This window comes from Brenneria sp. g21c3 (genome assembly GCF_040240345.1).
In the GTDB taxonomy this organism is placed as follows: domain Bacteria; phylum Pseudomonadota; class Gammaproteobacteria; order Enterobacterales; family Enterobacteriaceae; genus Brenneria.
The window spans coordinates 315,754-334,487 of record NZ_JBEIAB010000001.1 but is presented as its reverse complement, the minus strand read 5'-3'; the positions used below and the strand labels follow the sequence as shown (position 1 = coordinate 334,487).

The following is an 18,734-nucleotide window of genomic DNA, read 5'->3' as shown; positions in this document are numbered from 1 at the left end:
CCCCGAATCCGCGCTTTGTGATATACTTTTTCACCTTTTGAACTCGGGTAGATGCATAAATAGAGGGATAGCGGCTCCATGAGCGACCTTGCCAGAGAAATCACACCGGTCAACATTGAAGAAGAGCTTAAAAGCTCGTATCTGGACTATGCCATGTCCGTTATTGTCGGGCGTGCGTTACCAGATGTTCGTGATGGACTAAAACCGGTACACCGGCGCGTATTATACGCGATGAGCGTATTGGGCAACGACTGGAACAAACCTTATAAAAAATCAGCCCGCGTGGTCGGGGATGTCATCGGTAAATATCACCCGCACGGTGATTCCGCCGTGTATGAAACTATCGTACGTATGGCGCAGCCATTTTCGCTGCGTTATATGCTGGTCGACGGACAGGGCAACTTCGGTTCGATTGACGGCGACTCGGCGGCGGCAATGCGTTATACCGAAATACGCATGGCGAGAATCGCCCACGAGTTGTTAGCCGACCTGGAAAAAGACACCGTTGATTTCGTGCCGAACTATGACGGCACAGAGCAAATTCCAGATGTCATGCCAACCCGTATACCCAACCTGTTGGTTAACGGGTCTTCCGGCATCGCGGTCGGGATGGCGACCAACATTCCGCCGCACAACCTCACGGAAGTGGTGAACGGCTGTCTGGCCTATATCGACGACGAAAACATCAGCCTTGAAGGCTTGATGGAGCACATTAAAGGGCCGGACTTCCCGACCGCCGCCATCATCAATGGTCGGCGCGGCATTGAAGAGGCTTATCGTACCGGTCGCGGCAAGATTTACATCCGCGCGCGCGCTGAAGTGGAAGCCGACGCCAAATCCGGGCGTGAAACCATCATCGTGCATGAAATTCCCTATCAGGTGAATAAAGCGCGCCTGATTGAAAAAATCGCCGAACTGGTGAAAGACAAACGTATCGAAGGCATCAGCGCGCTGCGCGACGAATCCGACAAAGACGGTATGCGTATCGTTATCGAGATCAAGCGCGACGCGGTGGGCGAAGTGGTGCTGAATAACCTTTACTCGCAAACGCAACTGCAAACCTCTTTCGGCATCAACATGGTGGCGCTGCATCAGGGCCAACCCAAGATCATGCCGCTGAAGGATATTCTGGCGGCGTTTGTTCGCCATCGCCGTGAAGTAGTGACCCGCCGGACGATTTTTGAATTGCGCAAAGCCCGCGATCGCGCGCATATCCTGGAAGGTCTGGCGATCGCGCTGGCGAATATCGATCCGATCATCGAATTGATTCGTCGCGCGCCGTCTCCGGCGGAAGCGAAAGCCGGATTGATCGCCCAATCATGGGAACTGGGTACGGTTTCCGCGATGCTGGAACGCGCGGGTGATGACGCCGCGCGGCCTGAATGGCTGGAGCCGGAATTCGGGATTCGCGACGGTCGTTATTATCTGACCGAGCAACAGGCTCAGGCGATACTGGATCTGCGCTTGCAGAAACTGACCGGCCTGGAGCATGAAAAGCTGCTGGATGAATATAAAGCCCTGTTGGAGCAAATTGCCGAACTGCTTTATATCCTGCAAAGTCCTGAGCGTTTGATGGAAGTGATCCGCGAAGAGCTGGAAGCCATCAAAGAGCAATACAGCGATGAGCGCCGCACGGAAATTACCGCCAATACCGCCGATATCAACATCGAAGATCTGATTAATCAGGAAGATGTGGTCGTGACCTTGTCGCACCAGGGTTACGTTAAATATCAGCCGCTGAGCGATTATGAAGCGCAGCGCCGCGGCGGCCGCGGCAAGTCGGCGGCGCGTATCAAAGAAGAAGACTTTATCGATCGCCTGCTGGTGGCCAATACGCACGATACCATCCTGTGCTTCTCCAGCCGGGGCCGTCTGTACTGGATGAAGGTTTATCAGTTGCCGGAAGCCAGCCGCGGCGCGCGCGGTCGTCCGATAGTCAACCTGTTGCCGCTGGAGCCGGACGAACGTATTACGGCGATCCTGCCGGTACGCGAGTACGAAGAAGGGCGCCACGTCTTTATGGCCACCGCCAGCGGTACGGTGAAGAAAACCGCGCTGACCGAGTTCAGCCGTCCGCGCAGCGCCGGTATCATTGCCGTTAATTTGAATGACGGCGATGAGCTGATCGGCGTGGATCTGACCGACGGCAGCGATGAAGTGATGCTGTTCTCGGCGGAAGGGAAAGTGGTGCGCTTCAGTGAAAGCGCGGTGCGTTCCATGGGCCGTACGGCAACCGGGGTGCGCGGCATCAATCTGCAAGGCGACGATCGCGTCGTTTCCCTGATCATTCCTCGCGGCGAAGGGGATATCCTGACCGTTACGCAGAATGGTTTCGGTAAACGTACCGCCGTCGCTGAGTATCCGACCAAATCGCGCGCCACCAAGGGGGTTATCTCCATCAAGGTGAGCGAGCGTAACGGCAAGGTAGTCGGCGCCGTTCAGGTGGATACCGCCGATCAGATCATGATGATCACCGATGCGGGAACGCTGGTGCGCACCCGTGTTTCCGAGGTCAGCATTGTTGGGCGTAATACCCAGGGCGTGACGCTGATCCGTACCGCGGAAGACGAACACGTGGTGGGGCTGCAACGCGTTGCCGAACCGGTGGAAGATGAAGAGTTGGATGGCGTCGCCAGCGTTGACGGCGAAATCGTCGAAGACGAAGAGGCTGCCGACGACGACATTGATGCCGACGACGACATTGTGGAAGACGACGAATAAGCACCGCCGCGCTTATTGTAAAGGTCAGGCCAGCGTGTGATGCGCTGGCTTTTTTTATGTAGTATCGGTACTGTATCGACAAATCATTGTCGCCATCAGCTGTCTCAATTCAATGGTATTCACTTGAAATATCTGGCCTCGTTCCATACGACATTAAAAGTCTCCCGTTATTTGTTCCGGGTGTTGGCGGTTATGCTGTGGACGCTTGGCGCGCTGATATCCATTTTTTATATCAGTAATACGCTGAATGACAAAGAGTCCGAGCTGCGCCAGGAATATAATCTGAGCTTCGATCAGTCGCAGGGATATATTCGCCACGCGGCGGATATTGTAAGAGAACTGAAGTATCTGGCCGCCAACCGCCTGATGAACGCGACGGGAAATCAGCAGCCGTCGCCGGATGGAAATTCATCTTTATCTATTTATCCCTTATCGCCCGGCGCCAATTGCTCGGTTAATTACGGCGCAAAGAATAGCCCTTTAGCCTCATTGAATGATTTTTTTAACGGCTGGCGTGAAAACTTTTCTGCGGTGTATGACCTGAATCGGGTATTTTTTGTCGGCGGCGATCGGCAGTGTATGGTGGATTTTGGTATTCGCAACCAGTCGCTAGATCGCGATAACCTGCTTAAGAATGTGCAAGATCGTTTTCTTGAGCAAAAAAATACCAACCAGTCCGCGATTAGGGATGAAACGGTCTATTGGATTACGCCGGCGTCGATATCGGATGTCGGCTATCTCTATGCGCTTACGCCGATTTATATCGGTAACAAGCTGGAAGTGATCATGGGGATTGAGCAAACCATTCGCCTTGATGACTTCGTGATCCTGGGTAAATTCCCGATAAGCGCCAAGCTGTTGAATCAATATAACCAGCCGGTGTTGCAGTTTACCGAAGAGTCGGGCCGCCATATCTCATCGATGAATAGCTATCCGGTCGATCATAACTATTTCGGCTACGTGAATGGTTATGGTGAAATTATTCTGAAAAAGAACCTGACGCCGACAGCGTTCAGCATCATTTATTCGCTGCCGGTAAAAGTTCTGCTGTCTCATATCGGTCCGCTGATCATTAATATGGTTATGCTCAATGCTCTGTCGGCGATACTCCTGTTTATGCTGACCTGGTTCTTTGAGCGGAAAATGCTGGTGCCGGCCGAAGTGAATGCGTTCCAGTTGGAAGAGAATGAACAATTCAACCGCAAGATTGTGGCTTCCGCCCCGGTAGGCATTTGTATTCTGCGCATCAACGACGGGACGAATATTCTCAGTAACGAGTTGGCGCATAATTACCTGAATTTGCTCACGCATGAGGATCGTCTGCGCATTACCCGTATTATTTGCGAGCAGCAGTCCAAGTTCGTCGATGTGATGACCAGCCGAAACCATCACCTGCAAATCAGTTTCGTTCACTCGCGTTATCGCAATGAGAATGTGGCGATTTGCGTGCTGCTGGATGTGAGCGCCCGCGTCAAAATGGAAGAGTCGCTACAGGAAATGGCCAACGCCGCGGAGCAGGCGAGTCAGTCGAAATCGATGTTTCTGGCGACGGTCAGCCACGAACTGCGTACCCCGCTTTACGGTATTATCGGTAATCTGGATTTATTACAAACCAAAGCGCTGCCCAAGGATGCCAATCGACTGGTGGCGGCGATGAATAATTCATCCTCGCTATTGCTGAAAATCATCAGCGATATTCTCGACTTCTCCAAGATTGAATCTGAACAATTAAAAATCGAACCCTGTGAATTTGCGCCGCACGAGGTGATCAGCCATATCTCCAGCAATTATTTACCGCTGGTGGTAAAAAAACGCCTGACGTTGTACTGCTTTATCGATCCCAATGTGCCGGTGAGCTTGTCCGGCGATCCGGTGCGTTTACAGCAGGTGCTCTCCAATCTGCTGAGCAACGCCATCAAGTTTACCGATACGGGATGCATTATTTTTCAGGTCGGCTGCCGCGATGGCTATCTGGAGTTTCTGGTGCGGGATACCGGCGTGGGGATCCCCGCCCGGGAAACCATTAAGCTGTTTGATCCGTTCTTTCAGGCGGGGAGCGGCGTGCAGCGTCACTTCCAGGGGACCGGGCTTGGCCTGGCCATCTGCGAGAAACTGGTCAATCTGATGGATGGGGATATTTCCATTGAGTCCGACCCTGGCCTGGGGAGTCAATTCGGCGTCAGGATCCCGCTCTATAAAGCGCGCTATGTGCCGGTGGCGATTAACGCCGGTTTGCAGGGGAAAATGTGCTGGCTCATGGTGCGCAATGTGCGCATGGAATCTTATCTGCTGACGTTCTTGCAGGCGCATGGGATGCGGGCCAGCCGTTATCAGGAGCAAACGATCGGCAGCGATGACGTGGTCATCAGTGATTATGCGGTATCGCAGCAGTTTGAGGCGCGGGCGCATATCATCATTAGCGGTTCGCATACCGGCGCCGCACAGGAAATCAGCCCCGGACGCTGGGCGCACAGCACCTCCACCCCGCAATACCTGCCGAATCTGCTGGAGAAAATTTATCGCCCGGCCGCCGCCGACGCATCGCACTCCGTGCTTTCGGCGCCGCTGACCAACTATAGCAGCATCGAGAACGGCGATATTATGATTCTGGTGGTGGATGACCACCCGATCAACCGCCGCTTACTGGCCGATCAGCTCGGATCGCTGGGCTATATGGTGATGACCGCCAATGACGGTATTGATGCGCTTGGCGTGTTAAGTAAAAACCAGATTGATATCGTGCTGACGGACGTCAATATGCCGAATATGGATGGTTATCGATTGACTCAGCGCTTACGCGAACTTGAGCAGACTTTCCCGGTTATCGGCGTGACGGCGAATGCGCTGGCGGAAGAAAAACAGCGTTGTTTGCAGTCGGGAATGGATAACTGTTTATCCAAACCCGTAACGCTGGATACGCTGCAACAGAGCCTGTCCTACTACAGTAGCCTGGTGCGTCAATCGCGGGAAAAGGCGGTCGCGTCGGAAACCTGAGCCGAAACGGATCGCCCGCGGCGAAAGCGTGATTCCCGCCTGTGACCATTCCCTCCGTGGCGGGAATCACTTAATGACTACGCACGGTTCCAGCAGAAGATTCCCGCCTAAAAACGCGGGAATGACGGGGAGTTGGACGCAGGAATAACAAGGAATTGGACGCAGGAATGACAGGGAGCGGACGCGGGGATCGCTACACTGTCATTCCCGCGCAGGCGGGAATCACTTAATGACTACGCACGGTTCCAGCAGGCGATTCCCGCCTAAAAACGCGGGAATGACGGGGAGTTGGACGCAGGAATGACAGGGAGCGGGCGCGGGGATCGCTACACTGTCATTCCCGCGCAGGCGGGAATCACTTAATGACTACGCGGGTTCCAGCAGGCGATTCCCGCCTAAAAACGCGGGAATGACGGGGAGTTGGATGCAGGAATGACGGGGAGCGGACGCGGGGATCGCTACACTGTCATTCCGCGCAGGCGGGAATCACTTAATGACTACGCGGGTTCCAGCAGGCGATTCCCGCCTAAAAACGCGGGAATGACGGGGAGTTGGACGCAGGAATGACAAGGAATTGGACGCAGGAATGGCAGGGAGCGGACACGGGGATCGCTACACTGTCATTCCCGCGCAGGCGGGAATCACTTAATGACTACGCACGATTCCAGCAGGCGATTCCCGTCTAAAAACGCAGGAATGACGGGGAATTGGACGCAGGAATGATAGGGAGCGGACGCGGGGATCGCTACACTGTCATTCCTGCGCAGGCGGGAATCACTTAATGACTACGCACGGTTCCAGCAGGCGATTCCCGCCTAAAAATGCGGGAATGACGGGGAGTTGGACGCAGGAATGACAAGGAATTGGACGCAGGAATGACAGGGCGCGGGCGCAGGAATGACGGAGAGCGGACGCGGTGATCGCTACACTGTCATTCCCGCGCAGGCGGGAATCACTTAATGACTACGCGCGGTTCCAGCAGAAGATTCCCGCCTTATTCTGTTTGCGAGCCATTGCCGTTAACGGAAGAAAGGTAGTTCAGCAGGGCGATATCGTTATCCACGCCCAGTTTGGTCATGGCTGACTTTTTCTGACTGCTGATGGTCTTGATGCTCCGATTGAGTTTCTTGGCGATTTCGGTGACCAGAAAACCCTCGGCGAATAACCGCAAGACTTCGCTCTCTTTCGGCGACAGGCGCTTGTCGCCATAGCCGCCGGCGCTGATTTTTTCCAATACCTTGGAGACGCTGTCCGGGGTGAATTTCTTGCCTTTCTGTAAGGCCGCCAATGCTTTAGGCAGGTCGGTCGGCGCGCCTTGTTTCAGCACGATGCCTTCAATATCCAAATCCAGCACGGCGCTTAGAATGGCCGGGTTATTGTTCATGGTCAGAACAATAATAGAGAGATGAGGGAAGTGACGCTTAATGTATTTAATTAAAGTGATGCCATCGCCGTATTTATCTCCCGGCATGGACAAATCGGTAATTAATACGTTGGCGTCCAGTTTAGGGAGGTTATTGATCAGCGCTGTCGAGTCTTCAAATTCACCAACGACATTGACCCATTCAATTTGTTCAAGCGACTTTCTGATGCCAAAAAGAACAATAGGATGGTCGTCGGCAATAATTACGTTTAGATTACTCATCGTTTAGGTTACTCATATGTTGGCTACCTTGCTGTAACAATGCACTGACGAATGCCTCAATTTCATGAAGGTTATTTTCTATCTGTACACTATCGTGCGCGGTAATATGCTGTTCCAGCTGCTCACACAGTTGTTTGCCGGGATGCAGATTTAACATGGCAAACACGCCTTTCAACCGATGTGCTGTCTGCGCAAGTGACAAAAAATCACCATCTTCCGCCTCAGTATACAGCCTCTTTAAATCATCCGGTACTGTCTCAACAAACAGCGAATAATAATCGCTTGCGGCCAACTGATTGGCATAAAAAGCGCTATCGTTGCCATCCCCTGTCGACGACGCGTCCGCGGGCGTTTCCAACTGCTGCTCAATCAGTTTAAGCAGCGCCTCCAGCAGTTGCTGGCTGATATTGAAATTCGCCTGTAGCCGCCGCGGCGCCAGCGAAATCAATGTCGTTTCATCGCCGCAAAGCAGTATGGAATAGTCCGCGTTTTTATCCGCATCGTCGGTGATATACAAATCCGCCGATTGGTTAACCTGACGTTCATCGGCCAGCGCATAATTGGCTCCCCAGCCGGTCAGCAGCCGGCTGACGATGTGCTGTACTTCCTCTGATGTAACGTCCAGCAATACCGTGATGCCTTCCAGCAGCTTTTCCTCTTCAACGGGGAGAGGCTCCGGCTCCAGGGGCAGCGTTAAAATATAGTGCGTTCCCAGTCCGGTTGTACTGTTGATATTCAGTTTACCGCCAAGTTTATTACAGAGTTGATTGCACAGAAATAGCGTCATGCCCGAGTTTTTATTGAAACGATCCGCCGTTGCCGGATGTAAAAACGGATAGTCGAGATTATCCTGCTCGCTGCCGGAAATTTGCGCGCCGGTATCGCTGATTTGAATAATCAGTTTGCCCGGGATATTCGCATCGCGATCGGTTGAAAGCGTAATCTTGCCGTAATCGGTATTGGTAATGGCGTAATTAAGCAGCAGCGACAGCGTTTTTTGCAGCAGTTCGCTATCGCCCAGATAGCTCTGGTTAATATCCAGCTTGTAGTGATTAAAGAGGGCCAGTCCTTTCTGATTAATTCTGGGCAGTAATGTCAGCAACAGATTGTCGATCACGGTCAGCGGCGAAAAACTATTTTGCGCGGGCTGCCATTCCGGCATCTCCAGTTTTTCCTGAAGTTCGATATTCTCCAGTAATTCAATGGCGCTGCCCGCATCGGTCAACAGTTGCTGAATGATGCGCTGTTGGTCGGCAATCTCGTCGGTACGACCAAGAGAAAGCATATTTTGACGCAGGGAAAGCAGGGGTTGCCTGATTTCATCGAGCAGATTTTTGAACAGACGTTTTCTGGCCTGAACATTCTTCTCATATTCCCGCTGCGCCAACTGAAGTTTTTTATTAACCAGAATTTCTTTGTCTTGTTCTCGCAGCAAAAATAGACAGTAATCCGGCGAATATTGACTGCGGAACTGGCGAATTTCATACATTTCATTATTCACCGTCACCTGAACAATGCCCTGATGTTCATCGGCCATATTGGTGATTTTCTGCAAGCTGAGGTGAGGTAATAAGCTCTCCGACAGCGCGTTCTGTATGACAACCTTGTTGCTGCTGAAATCATAGATCAGCACGCCCATCGGAATACGGCCGATCGTTTCATCATAAATATTCAACCGATCGCGCAACTGCTCGGAGACATCTTCGCCGGGATGGATATATTTCCGGCGGAAAATATAAAAGCCGGCAAGGGCGAAAAGCAGCAAGGCCAGATTAAGCAACAGCAGCCAAATATTATTATTCAGCATATTGAGCACCAGCACTCTTATCGGAATCTGAAAAACGATTTTTACCGGTGCGTTAATCAACTGGGAGGATATCTCAATCAATGAGCCGTTCAACTGAATCACCGAGATATCTTCGCTGCCGCTATTGGCATCAATACTGGTTGACGTATCTTGTCGCAGAATAAAATTTTCGCGCGACATATCGATGGGAATCAGGTCGTTAATGGGCAAGTCGAAAGCGATAATGGTCGCCAGGTGGCCGGGCTGATTAAAGGTGGTGCGCAGCGTGAAGTAATAGTTGTTATAAAAGCGCAGTTTGCGGATGGGCGAGAAACTTTCGCGTTCGTCTAACGCGTTGGCCTGCTGGAGCATTTCCGTGCGGCGCGCCTCCGCTATCGCGGTGATATAGCTCCCCCGAAACTGGGACGAGATGTCTTTCAACGTTTGGGTTGAGATCATCGTCAGACTATTATCGATGCCGTTAAGATAGTACATGGTGTAAACGTCGTTTTCCGCGCCCCACAGGATATCCAGATAGCGCGATATGCGGTAGACGGAATTCAAGGTTGAATCGTCGTGTTGACCGAATATCAGGGCGTCGGTCTTTTGATCGTTCTTCTCGACGTAAAAGACATCCGGCATCAGGCTGATGGCGTTGATAGTCGTGTCTTTCGGCGGGGCGCCGTTCAGGTTGCCATAAATCTGATAGGTAAAAAAGCGATAGGTATCAATGCGTTTTTGCACGCCCTGAGCAATATCCGTTAATGCATGTTTCTTATTGATTAGCCAGCTAGACAGGTAGTTATAGCTAAACGTGCCGGTGGTAAGCAGCAACAGCACGATGAACAGGGCAAAATAGCGCATGATTATTGCGGGCATTGATTAACGCTCCTGATTAACGAATAACGGCACGCGCGCTGAGACTGACGAGCAATAACAATAGCGCGACGCAGCCAAACGCCATTGCCAGGTCGCTGATTTGCGCGATAAACCCCAGCAGCGTCGGGCCAATCAGAATACCGGCGTAGCCGAGGGTGGTAATCGAGGCGATAGCCAGATTCGCCGGCATGACTTTTTGATTCCCCGCGGCGCTGAAAAGAATAGGCACCACGTTGGACGCTCCCAATCCCACCATAACGAAACCGAATATCGAGGTTATCGCGTTGTCGATGGCGATGGTCAGCAGCAGGCCTAACGCCGCGCACAGGCTGCCGCCGGCCAGAATGGCGAAACGCCCCAGAGCATTGACGATGCGGTCGCCATTCAGCCTGCCCAGCGTCATCGCAACGGAAAATGCGGCATAGCCGATACCTGCCTGCGCGCTGGTCAGATGGCGTTCGGCGCTTAAGAACAGGGCGCTCCAGTCCAGAATTGCGCCTTCAGCCAGAAACATAATAAAGCACAGCAGGCCGATAAACATGATCCAACCGCGCGGGATGACGAATAACGGGGTGTTATCGGCCTGCCGGGTGGCGCGCAACAGATGATTTTGCGCCGACGCCAGGAATATCAGCACCAGGACGGCAATCGTCAGAATCGCCATCAGCGGCGACAGCCCCAGCCACAGCAAGGCGCTGACGCCGCCCGCGCCGGCTATGCCGCCGACGCTGAAAAATCCGTGAAACCCGGACATCATGGCCCGGCCGCTGGCCTGTTCGACAATCACCGCCTGAATATTCATCGACACATCGATGGTGCCGATGGTTGCGCCAAAAAAGAGCAGGGCAAGAGCCATCAGCGGCAGGGTATCCGCCTGCGTCAGCATCGGCAACACCAGGCAAAGCAAGACGCCGGCCATTAATATGACGGTCCGGCATCCCAGCTTGCTGGTTAACATGCCGGTCAGCGGCATCGCCAGCAGGGAACCGATACCGAGCGAAAGCAGCAGCATGCCGAGGGAAGCGTCATTGATCGCCAGGCGATCTTTGACAAAAGGCACCAGCGGCGCCCAGGAAGCCATGGCAAACCCCGCGATAAAGAAAGTCATCCGCGTTGCCGCCTGCGCCTTTTTGCCGGGCTGTTGCTGATTAATGGACTGCTCGGGATTCAGTGTTGTACTCATCACCTGAAGGACACATACCTAATAGACGCAATGGGGCTTCTTTCTACCATAATTGCGTGGCTGAATCGAAGAGTTCGTCATTTTTGCGCCATAGATGGCGGGATTATCGGATAAGTTAACGCCGGTTGTACGAAAGATGAGCAATCATTCGGCGCGGGATAAATCTTGTACGCCGGAAGAATGCCGCGGCAAAGCGCATCGGGAGCGGGATCCCTTGCCCGGAAAATTCCTTTTATCCTGAATAACCTCTCACCCACAGCGCCTTTTTTTCCCGTATAATCCCCTACTTTACGTTAGGATTCCGGGGTTACGTTGAGACAACTTTCCGACTTGTTGCGTCACATGCAGCAGGATTTGCGCAAGCCACTGCCATCAAATGCGGGATTCAAACAGATAACGCGCTCCCTGGTTATCAGCGAACCGGCTGAGTTATTGCCGTGGCTGGCGACGCAACCCGCCTATCCGCAGTTTTACTGGCAGCATCGTCAGGAGAGTGAAGAAGCGGCGGTTTGCGGGCGAGTATGCGGTTTTCATCATATTCGGCAGGCGGAAGCGTTCCTTGCTCAGCATCATTGCGCGCCGGACGTACGCATCTGGGGGCTTAACGCGTTTAACCAAACGTCCCGCGAAAACGAGCAGGGCGCCTCTGCCGGTTATCTCTTTTTGCCGCGCGTCGAGTTATTGCGTCAGGGCCATACGCTCAGGCTGCAAATTAACCTGTTTAGTGAAACCTCGCTCCGGCAGGATGCTGATGAAGCGGCGGCGTTTATCAATTTTCTTCTGCCGGTCAGGCCGCTTCCCCCTTTGCAGAGCGAGATTAAGACGGTGGAACACCAGCCGGATCGTCGGCACTGGGATCGTCTGATACAGCTTGCGCTGCGCGATATTACGGCCGGAGAGATGGACAAAGTGGTGCTGGCGCGAACCACGACGCTAACGTTGGATCAACCATTGCAGGCCACGACGTTTATGGCCGCCAGCCGCGCCGTCAATCACCACTGTTTCCATTTTATGCTGGCGCATGACGCCCGGCAGGCGTTTCTCGGTTCCAGCCCTGAGCGGCTTTATCGCCGATGCGATACGCAGCTTGAAACCGAAGCGCTGGCCGGTACGGTAGCCAATGATAAAGACGCGGGCAAAACCGCGGCGCTTGCCGACTGGCTGATGAAAGATAGCAAAAACCAACGCGAAAACATGCTGGTGGTTGATGATATCTGCCAGCGGTTGCAACAGTCTGCGCGCGCGCTGGATGTGATGCCGCCGGAAATCGTGCGTTTGCGCAAGGTGCAGCATTTGCGTCGAACCATTCAGGCGGAGCTGAAGGAGAAGTCGGACGCCGTCTGTCTTGATGATTTGCAGCCCACGGCCGCGGTGGCCGGTCTGCCCAGAACGGCCGCCCGTCGTTTTATAACGCAATATGAGCCGTTCGACCGCGGCTGGTATGCCGGTTCCGCCGGTTATCTCTCCCGTCTGCGATCGGAGTTTTGCGTGGCGCTGCGTTCAGCGGAAATCAACGATAATATTCTCAAGCTGTACGCCGGCGCCGGCATTGTGGCGGGATCCGATCCGGAACAGGAATGGTGGGAGTTGGAAAACAAGGCCGCCGGGTTAAAATCCCTGTTAGAGGGCGATATGTCCTAGTTTGATTTTATGTCTGTTGTACCAGGCGCCGGTTTATATCAACGTCGGCGCTACATACCCAATTGATGTCGAGTTGCAGGCCTGCTGCCTGCGGCAGCCCGAAGAGGGCGTATAGCCGGGTCAGCGCCGTTGCGACTGGAAAGATGATGGGGATAGTCCGCCACCTGAGTTGTTGAGTGAATAATGTCAACAAGTGTATTTAATCGTCGCTGGGCCGCGTTATTGCTGGAGGCGCTGACCCGTCATGGCGTCCGCCATATCTGTATCGCGCCCGGCTCCCGTTCGACGCCGCTGACGCTGTCCGCGGCGGAGCATGGCGCGTTGATTTGCCACACCCATTTTGACGAGCGGGGGTTAGGGCATTTGGCGCTGGGATTGGCGAAAACCCGCGGTGAGCCCGTCGCCATCGTCGTGACGTCCGGTACGGCGGCGGCCAATCTTTATCCCGCGATTATTGAAGCGGGATTGACCGGCGAGCGTTTGATCGTGCTGACGGCCGACCGTCCTCCCGAATTAATCGACTGCGGCGCCAATCAAGCCATTCGCCAGCATGGGTTATACGCCTCTCACCCGGCGCAGGCGCTGAACCTGCCGCGTCCCACGCCGGATATTCCCGCCCGCTGGCTGGTTTCGACGCTGGACAGCGCGCTATCCGAACTCGCGCACGGCGCATTGCACATCAATTGCCCGTTCGCCGAACCGTTATACGGCGCGGATGATAAAGATGCCTACCTTGACTGGCTGGCGCCTTTGGGCGACTGGCTGCAAGGGCGCGAGCCCTGGCTGCAACAGGTACGGCGGCAGGCGTTGACGGTTCAAGCCGACTGGGGGGAATGGCGGCAGCGACGCGGCGTGGTGATTGCCGGCAACGTCGGCCCGCGGCAGGGCGCGCAAATCGCGCAATGGGCGGCCGCCCTTGGCTGGCCGCTGATTGGCGATGTGTTATCGCAAAGCGGTCAACCCTTGCCCTGCGCCGATATTTGGCTGGCCTGTCCCGCGGCGGTTGAACGGCTGCGGCAAGCCGAGATTGTGGTGCAGTTCGGCGGCAATTTGACCGGCAAACGGCTGTTGCAGTGGCAGGCGCAGTGCCAACAGCGCGAGTTTTGGCTGGTCGATGAGCGCCCCGGCCGGTTGGATCCGGCCCACCATCGCGGACGGCGCCTGATTGCCGATGTCGGCGACTGGCTGAGCGCGCATCCGCCGGTCAGGCAGATCCCCTGGGCCGACGACCTGACAACCATCGCGCATCATGCCCGCCGGCAGGCTATGGCCTATCTGGCGCCGCGTTTCGGCGAAGCGCAACTGGCGCAACGCGTACCAGAACTGTTGCCGCCGGAAGGACAGCTTTTCGTCGGCAACAGTCTGGCGATCCGTCTTATTGATGCGCTGGCGCAGCTGCCGGCGCAATACCCGGTGTACGCGAATCGCGGCGCCAGCGGGATTGATGGGTTAATCTCGACGCTGGCCGGCGTGCAGCGCGGCAATTCGCGCGCCACGCTGGGGATTGTGGGCGATCTTTCCGCGCTGTACGACCTGAATGCGTTAGCCCTGCTGCGTCAGGCGCCGGCGCCGCTGGTATTGATTGTGGTTAACAACAATGGCGGTCAGATCTTTTCTCTGCTGCCGACGCCGGAGGCTCAGCGGGAGACGTTTTACTGCATGCCGCAAAATGTGGAATTCGCGCACGCCGCCGCGATGTTCGGCCTGAGTTATGTGCGCGCCGAGCGGTGGCAGCAGGTGGCCGATGCGGTCGCCAACGCTTGGCGGCAGGGCGGCGTGACGCTGCTGGAGGTTATCGTGCCGCCGCAAGACGGCGCGCAAACGTTGAACGCGTTGGTTTCTCAGGCGGAGACGTGGTGATGCTGCACTGCCGGAAAATTACCCCTGAGAGCGTTTCGCCCGCGCGGCCGTGGCTGGTATGCCTGCATGGCCTGTTGGGCAGCGGCGAGGACTGGCGGCCGGTGACGCCGTTTTTCAACGACTGGCCTTTGCTGCTGGTGGATTTACCCGGACACGGCGGATCGCGGGCGGTAAGAACCAGCGGCTTTGCACAGGTCAGTCGGCAGTTAACCGCCACGTTGCGGCAGCAGGGTATTGACGACTTTTGGCTGCTGGGGTATTCGTTGGGCGGCCGTATCGCCATGTATCACGCCTGTTACGGGCCGGCGTGCGGAATGCTCGGGCTGCTGGTCGAAGGGGGAAACCCCGGTCTGGCGCAACCGCGATCACGGCAAGAACGCCTATCGCACGATGCCGACTGGGCGCGGCGTTTTCGCCATGAGCCGATCGAGGCGGTGTTGGATGATTGGTATCGACAGGCGGTGTTTGCGGATTTAGACGCCGTTCAGCGCGCCGCGCTGGTTGCCCGGCGTCGGCATAATGACGGCGCGGCGGTAGCCGATATGCTGGAGGCCACCTCGCTCGGGCATCAACCCTGGTTAGGAGAAACGCTGCGCCAGCGGGCTTTCCCTTTCGCTTACCTGTGCGGCGAACAGGACGCTAAATTTCAAACGTTGGCAAAACAGGATAACCTGCCGTTACTGACGGTGACTCAGGCCGGTCATAACGCCCATTTAGCCAATCCGGCGGAGTATGCCGCGCGGATACTTTCTTTCATTTCGCATCCCGTTAAGGATTAATTATTATGCTTTATCCCAGTGAAGAACTGCTTTACGCCCCGGTAGAATGGCACGATTGCAGCGGCGATTTCGTCGATATCCTTTATCACAAATCCGCCGACGGCATCGCCAAAATCACCATCAACCGTCCTCAGGTGCGTAATGCCTTTCGCCCGCAAACGGTGAAAGAGATGATCCAGGCGCTGGATAACGCCCGTCACGACGACGGCATCGGCGTGATTATTCTGACCGGCGCGGGCGACAAGGCGTTCTGCTCCGGCGGCGATCAGAAAGTGCGCGGCGATTACGGCGGTTATCAGGACGACAGCGGCGTACACCATCTGAACGTGCTGGACTTCCAGCGTCAAATCCGCACCTGTCCGAAACCGGTGGTGGCGATGGTGGCCGGCTACTCCATCGGCGGCGGACACGTGCTGCATATGATGTGCGATCTGACCATCGCCGCGGAAAACGCCGTCTTCGGCCAGACCGGGCCGCGCGTCGGATCCTTTGACGGCGGCTGGGGCGCATCCTATATGGCGCGCATCGTCGGACAGAAAAAAGCGCGAGAAATCTGGTTCCTGTGCCGCCAGTATGACGCCGCCCAGGCGCTGGATATGGGGTTGGTCAACACCGTGGTGCCGTTGGCCGAGCTGGAAAAAGAGACGGTGCGCTGGTGCCGCGAGATGTTGCAGAACAGCCCGATGGCGCTGCGCTGCCTGAAAGCCGCCCTCAACGCCGACTGCGACGGTCAGGCCGGTTTGCAGGAACTGGCGGGCAACGCCACCATGCTGTTCTACATGACCGACGAAGGGCAGGAAGGGCGTAACGCCTTTAATGAAAAACGCCAGCCTGACTTCAGCAAATTCAAACGGAATCCGTAATGCGTCAGGTTAAGGTTTATCGCTACAGCGTACCGATGGAAGCAGGCGTGGTGCTGCGTAACCAGCGTCTGAAAAGCCGCGAGGGGCTAATCGTTCACCTGCGTCAGGGCGACGAGCAGGGCTGGGGAGAGATTGCGCCGCTGCCGGCGTTCAGCGCGGAAACGCTGGCGCAGGCCGAATCGGCGACGTTGGCGCAGTTGTCGCGCTGGGCGGCCGGCGAGTCGCTGGCCGATGAACTTCCGCCATCGGTCGCCTTTGGTCTGAGCTGCGCGCTGGCCGAGCTGGATCAACGCTTGCCGGCGCAGGCCGACTATCGCAAGGCGCCGCTGTGCAACGGCGATCCCGACGAACTGTTCGCCATGCTTCAGGGACTGCCGGGCGAAAAAGTCGCCAAGGTCAAAGTCGGCCTGTATGAAGCGGTGCGCGACGGCATGATCGTGAATATGTTGCTGGAGGCGTTGCCGGATCTGAAACTGCGGCTTGATGCCAATCGCAGCTGGACGCGCGCCAAAGCCGACGGTTTTGCCCGCTATGTGGATCCGGCCCTGCGCTCGCGCATCGCTTTTCTGGAAGAACCGTGCAAAACGCGACAGGAATCCCGCGAGTTCGCGCGGGAAACCGGTATCAATATCGCCTGGGATGAAAGCGTGCGCGAGGCGGATTTCCGGGTCGAAGCGGAGCCGGGCGTCAGCGCGATTGTGATAAAACCAACGCTGGTCGGCAGCCTGGCGCGTTGTCAGCGCCTTATTCAGCAGGCGCATCAGGCGGGGCTAACGGCGGTTATCAGCTCCAGTATCGAATCCAGTCTGGGGTTAAGCCAACTGGCGCGGCTGGCGCATTGGCTGACGCCCGACGCCATTCCCGGCCTGGATACGCTGGAATTGATGCAGGCGCAGGTGGTCAGACGCTGGCCGGAAAGCGAATTGCCGCTGTTGACGGCCGGGCAACTGGAACCGGTATGGCAATCCTGAACGACTGGCCCTGGCATTACTGGGCCGAACGCGCGGCGCAACGCGTCGCGTTAATCGAAAACGATACCTGCTGGAACTGGCGGCAGACGGCCTGCCGGATTAATCAACTGGCTGCCTGTTTTACGCGACAGGGGGTGGCGCCGGGATGCGGCGTCGTGCTGCGAGGCAGGAACAGCGCCGACATGCTGTTCTGTTATCTCGCGCTGTTGCAATGCGGCGCGCGGCTGCTGCCGCTGAATCCGCAGTTGCCGGAACCATTGACCCATTCGCTGCTGCGTTCGCTTGATATCGACCACGGGCTATGTCTGAACGGGCAAGCGTGGCCGTCCGGCATAGCCGCGTTGCGGCATGAAGCCGTTGAACCGCTCTTTTCCGCGTCGCCGGTACTGCGCTGGCAACCGCAACGGTTGGCGACGCTGACGCTAACCTCCGGCTCCAGCGGCGAGCCTAAAGCGGCGGCGCATACCTTTGCCGCCCATCTGGCCAGCGCCGAAGGCGTGTTGGCGATGATGGCGTTCGCGCCCGGCGATAGCTGGCTATTGTCATTGCCGCTGTTTCACGTTTCAGGGCAGGGGATCGTATGGCGCTGGCTCTCCTCTGGCGCAACCGTTGCGGTGCGCGTCAATCAACCTCTGGAGTCGGCGTTGCAGGGGTGTACTCACGCGTCGCTGGTGCCGACCCAACTGTGGCGTCTGTTATCGCATAATACTCTGCCGGCCACATTGAAAGCGGTATTGCTGGGCGGCGCGATGATCCCGCAGGATCTTACGCGGCTGGCGGAAGCGCGCGGCGTGAGCTGCTGGTGCGGATACGGCTTAACTGAACTGGCTTCAACGGTGTGCGCCAAACGCGCCGATGGCCGGGGCGGCGTCGGACTGCCGTTGCGCGGACGGGAAATCCGGCTGGTGGATGAAGAGGTACAGTTGCGGGGCAGTTCGCTGGCGTCGGGCTACTGGCGGGATGGGCGGCTTTCGCCGCTGGTCGATGAGGACGGATGGTTCCATACCCGGGATCGCGGCAGCTTTGCCGATGGCGAGTGGCGAATTCTGGGGCGACTGGACAATCAGTTTTTCAGCGGCGGCGAAGGTATTCAACCGGAAAATATTGAATCGGTGTTGCTGGCGCACCCGGATGTTCAGCAGGCCTGCGTGGTGCCGGTTGATGACGTGGAGTTCGGCCAGCGTCCGGCGGCGGTGGTTGAAATAACCGGCTCGACCACGCTGGATGCGCTGCGGGATTGGTTGCAGCCGCAGTTGGCGGGATTCCAGCGCCCGGTCGCCTATTATTATCTGCCGGCGGTATTGAAGAACGGCGGTATTAAAGTCTCTCGCCGTCAGGTGCAGGCGTGGGTTGATAGTGAGCGCAATCAGAAGCAAGGCTGAAGCGTGTTTTCGTTTGGTTTGCTGACCGAC

11 protein-coding genes are annotated in these 18,734 nt (G+C 56.1%); 8 read left to right on the top strand and 3 right to left on the bottom strand.

Annotated elements, in window-relative coordinates; translation table 11 throughout:
* Positions 1 to 78: 78 nt before the first annotated feature.
* Together gyrA and rcsC are read left to right on the top strand one after the other, a co-directional pair.
* Complete coding sequence (gyrA, locus tag ABRZ28_RS01520) at positions 79 to 2,721, top strand: DNA topoisomerase (ATP-hydrolyzing) subunit A (RefSeq protein ID WP_319603494.1); 2,643 nt, start codon at positions 79 to 81, stop codon at positions 2,719 to 2,721.
* Between the two features lie 123 nt (positions 2,722 to 2,844).
* Positions 2,845 to 5,715, top strand: coding sequence for a two-component system sensor histidine kinase RcsC (rcsC, locus tag ABRZ28_RS01515; protein WP_319603493.1), 2,871 nt, complete (start codon positions 2,845 to 2,847; stop codon positions 5,713 to 5,715).
* 994 nt (positions 5,716 to 6,709) lie between these two features.
* Here rcsC and rcsB read toward each other — a convergent pair.
* From rcsB to ABRZ28_RS01500, 3 genes are read right to left on the bottom strand one after another with little or no spacing between them, the layout of a single operon-like run.
* Positions 6,710 to 7,360 (bottom strand): response regulator transcription factor RcsB, encoded by a 651-nt coding sequence (gene rcsB / locus ABRZ28_RS01510; RefSeq protein WP_319603492.1) that lies wholly within the window; start codon positions 7,358 to 7,360, stop codon positions 6,710 to 6,712.
* The gene (gene rcsD, locus ABRZ28_RS01505) at positions 7,353 to 10,025 is read right to left on the bottom strand and encodes a phosphotransferase RcsD (protein ID WP_330519331.1); all 2,673 of its coding nucleotides are present in this window, start codon (positions 10,023 to 10,025) and stop codon (positions 7,353 to 7,355) included. The genes rcsB and rcsD overlap by 8 nt, the downstream gene beginning before the upstream one ends.
* A 16-nt stretch (positions 10,026 to 10,041) precedes the next feature.
* Positions 10,042 to 11,208, bottom strand: a complete 1,167-nt coding sequence (locus ABRZ28_RS01500) for an MFS transporter (protein ID WP_319603490.1) — start codon at positions 11,206 to 11,208, stop codon at positions 10,042 to 10,044.
* A 312-nt stretch (positions 11,209 to 11,520) separates the two neighbouring features.
* Here ABRZ28_RS01500 and menF point away from each other — a divergent pair, with 312 nt between their 5' ends.
* From menF to menE, 6 genes are all read left to right on the top strand, one after another.
* Entirely contained in the window at positions 11,521 to 12,849 is a 1,329-nt protein-coding gene (menF, locus tag ABRZ28_RS01495; protein ID WP_330519330.1) for an isochorismate synthase MenF, read from the top strand.
* Positions 12,850 to 13,032: 183 nt separating this feature from the next.
* Complete coding sequence (gene menD, locus ABRZ28_RS01490) at positions 13,033 to 14,709, top strand: 2-succinyl-5-enolpyruvyl-6-hydroxy-3-cyclohexene-1-carboxylic-acid synthase (protein WP_330519329.1); 1,677 nt, start codon at positions 13,033 to 13,035, stop codon at positions 14,707 to 14,709.
* A complete protein-coding gene (menH, locus tag ABRZ28_RS01485; RefSeq protein ID WP_330519437.1) occupies positions 14,709 to 15,488 on the top strand; it encodes a 2-succinyl-6-hydroxy-2,4-cyclohexadiene-1-carboxylate synthase in 780 nt (259 codons plus the stop codon). The genes menD and menH overlap by 1 nt, the downstream gene beginning before the upstream one ends.
* Positions 15,489 to 15,493: 5 nt before the next feature.
* Positions 15,494 to 16,351, top strand: a complete 858-nt coding sequence (menB, locus tag ABRZ28_RS01480; protein WP_319603486.1) for a 1,4-dihydroxy-2-naphthoyl-CoA synthase — start codon at positions 15,494 to 15,496, stop codon at positions 16,349 to 16,351.
* Positions 16,351 to 17,322, top strand: a complete 972-nt coding sequence (gene menC / locus ABRZ28_RS01475) for an o-succinylbenzoate synthase (RefSeq protein WP_330519328.1) — start codon at positions 16,351 to 16,353, stop codon at positions 17,320 to 17,322. The genes menB and menC overlap by 1 nt, the downstream gene beginning before the upstream one ends.
* On the top strand, positions 17,310 to 18,704 hold the full coding sequence (gene menE, locus ABRZ28_RS01470; protein ID WP_330519327.1) for an o-succinylbenzoate--CoA ligase: 1,395 nt from the start codon (positions 17,310 to 17,312) through the stop codon (positions 18,702 to 18,704). Before menC ends, menE begins: the two co-directional genes overlap by 13 nt.
* Positions 18,705 to 18,734 lie beyond the last annotated feature (30 nt).

Coding starts and splice junctions, on each gene's coding strand:
- gyrA (WP_319603494.1), top strand. CDS start 79: ATGAGCGACCTTGCCAGAGAAATCACACCGGTCAACATTGAAGAAGAG.
- rcsB (WP_319603492.1), bottom strand. CDS start 7,360: ATGAGTAATCTAAACGTAATTATTGCCGACGACCATCCTATTGTTCTT.
- rcsD (WP_330519331.1), bottom strand. CDS start 10,025: ATGCCCGCAATAATCATGCGCTATTTTGCCCTGTTCATCGTGCTGTTG.
- ABRZ28_RS01500 (WP_319603490.1), bottom strand. CDS start 11,208: ATGAGTACAACACTGAATCCCGAGCAGTCCATTAATCAGCAACAGCCC.
- menD (WP_330519329.1), top strand. CDS start 13,033: ATGTCAACAAGTGTATTTAATCGTCGCTGGGCCGCGTTATTGCTGGAG.
- menH (WP_330519437.1), top strand. CDS start 14,709: ATGCTGCACTGCCGGAAAATTACCCCTGAGAGCGTTTCGCCCGCGCGG.
- menB (WP_319603486.1), top strand. CDS start 15,494: ATGCTTTATCCCAGTGAAGAACTGCTTTACGCCCCGGTAGAATGGCAC.
- menC (WP_330519328.1), top strand. CDS start 16,351: ATGCGTCAGGTTAAGGTTTATCGCTACAGCGTACCGATGGAAGCAGGC.
- menE (WP_330519327.1), top strand. CDS start 17,310: ATGGCAATCCTGAACGACTGGCCCTGGCATTACTGGGCCGAACGCGCG.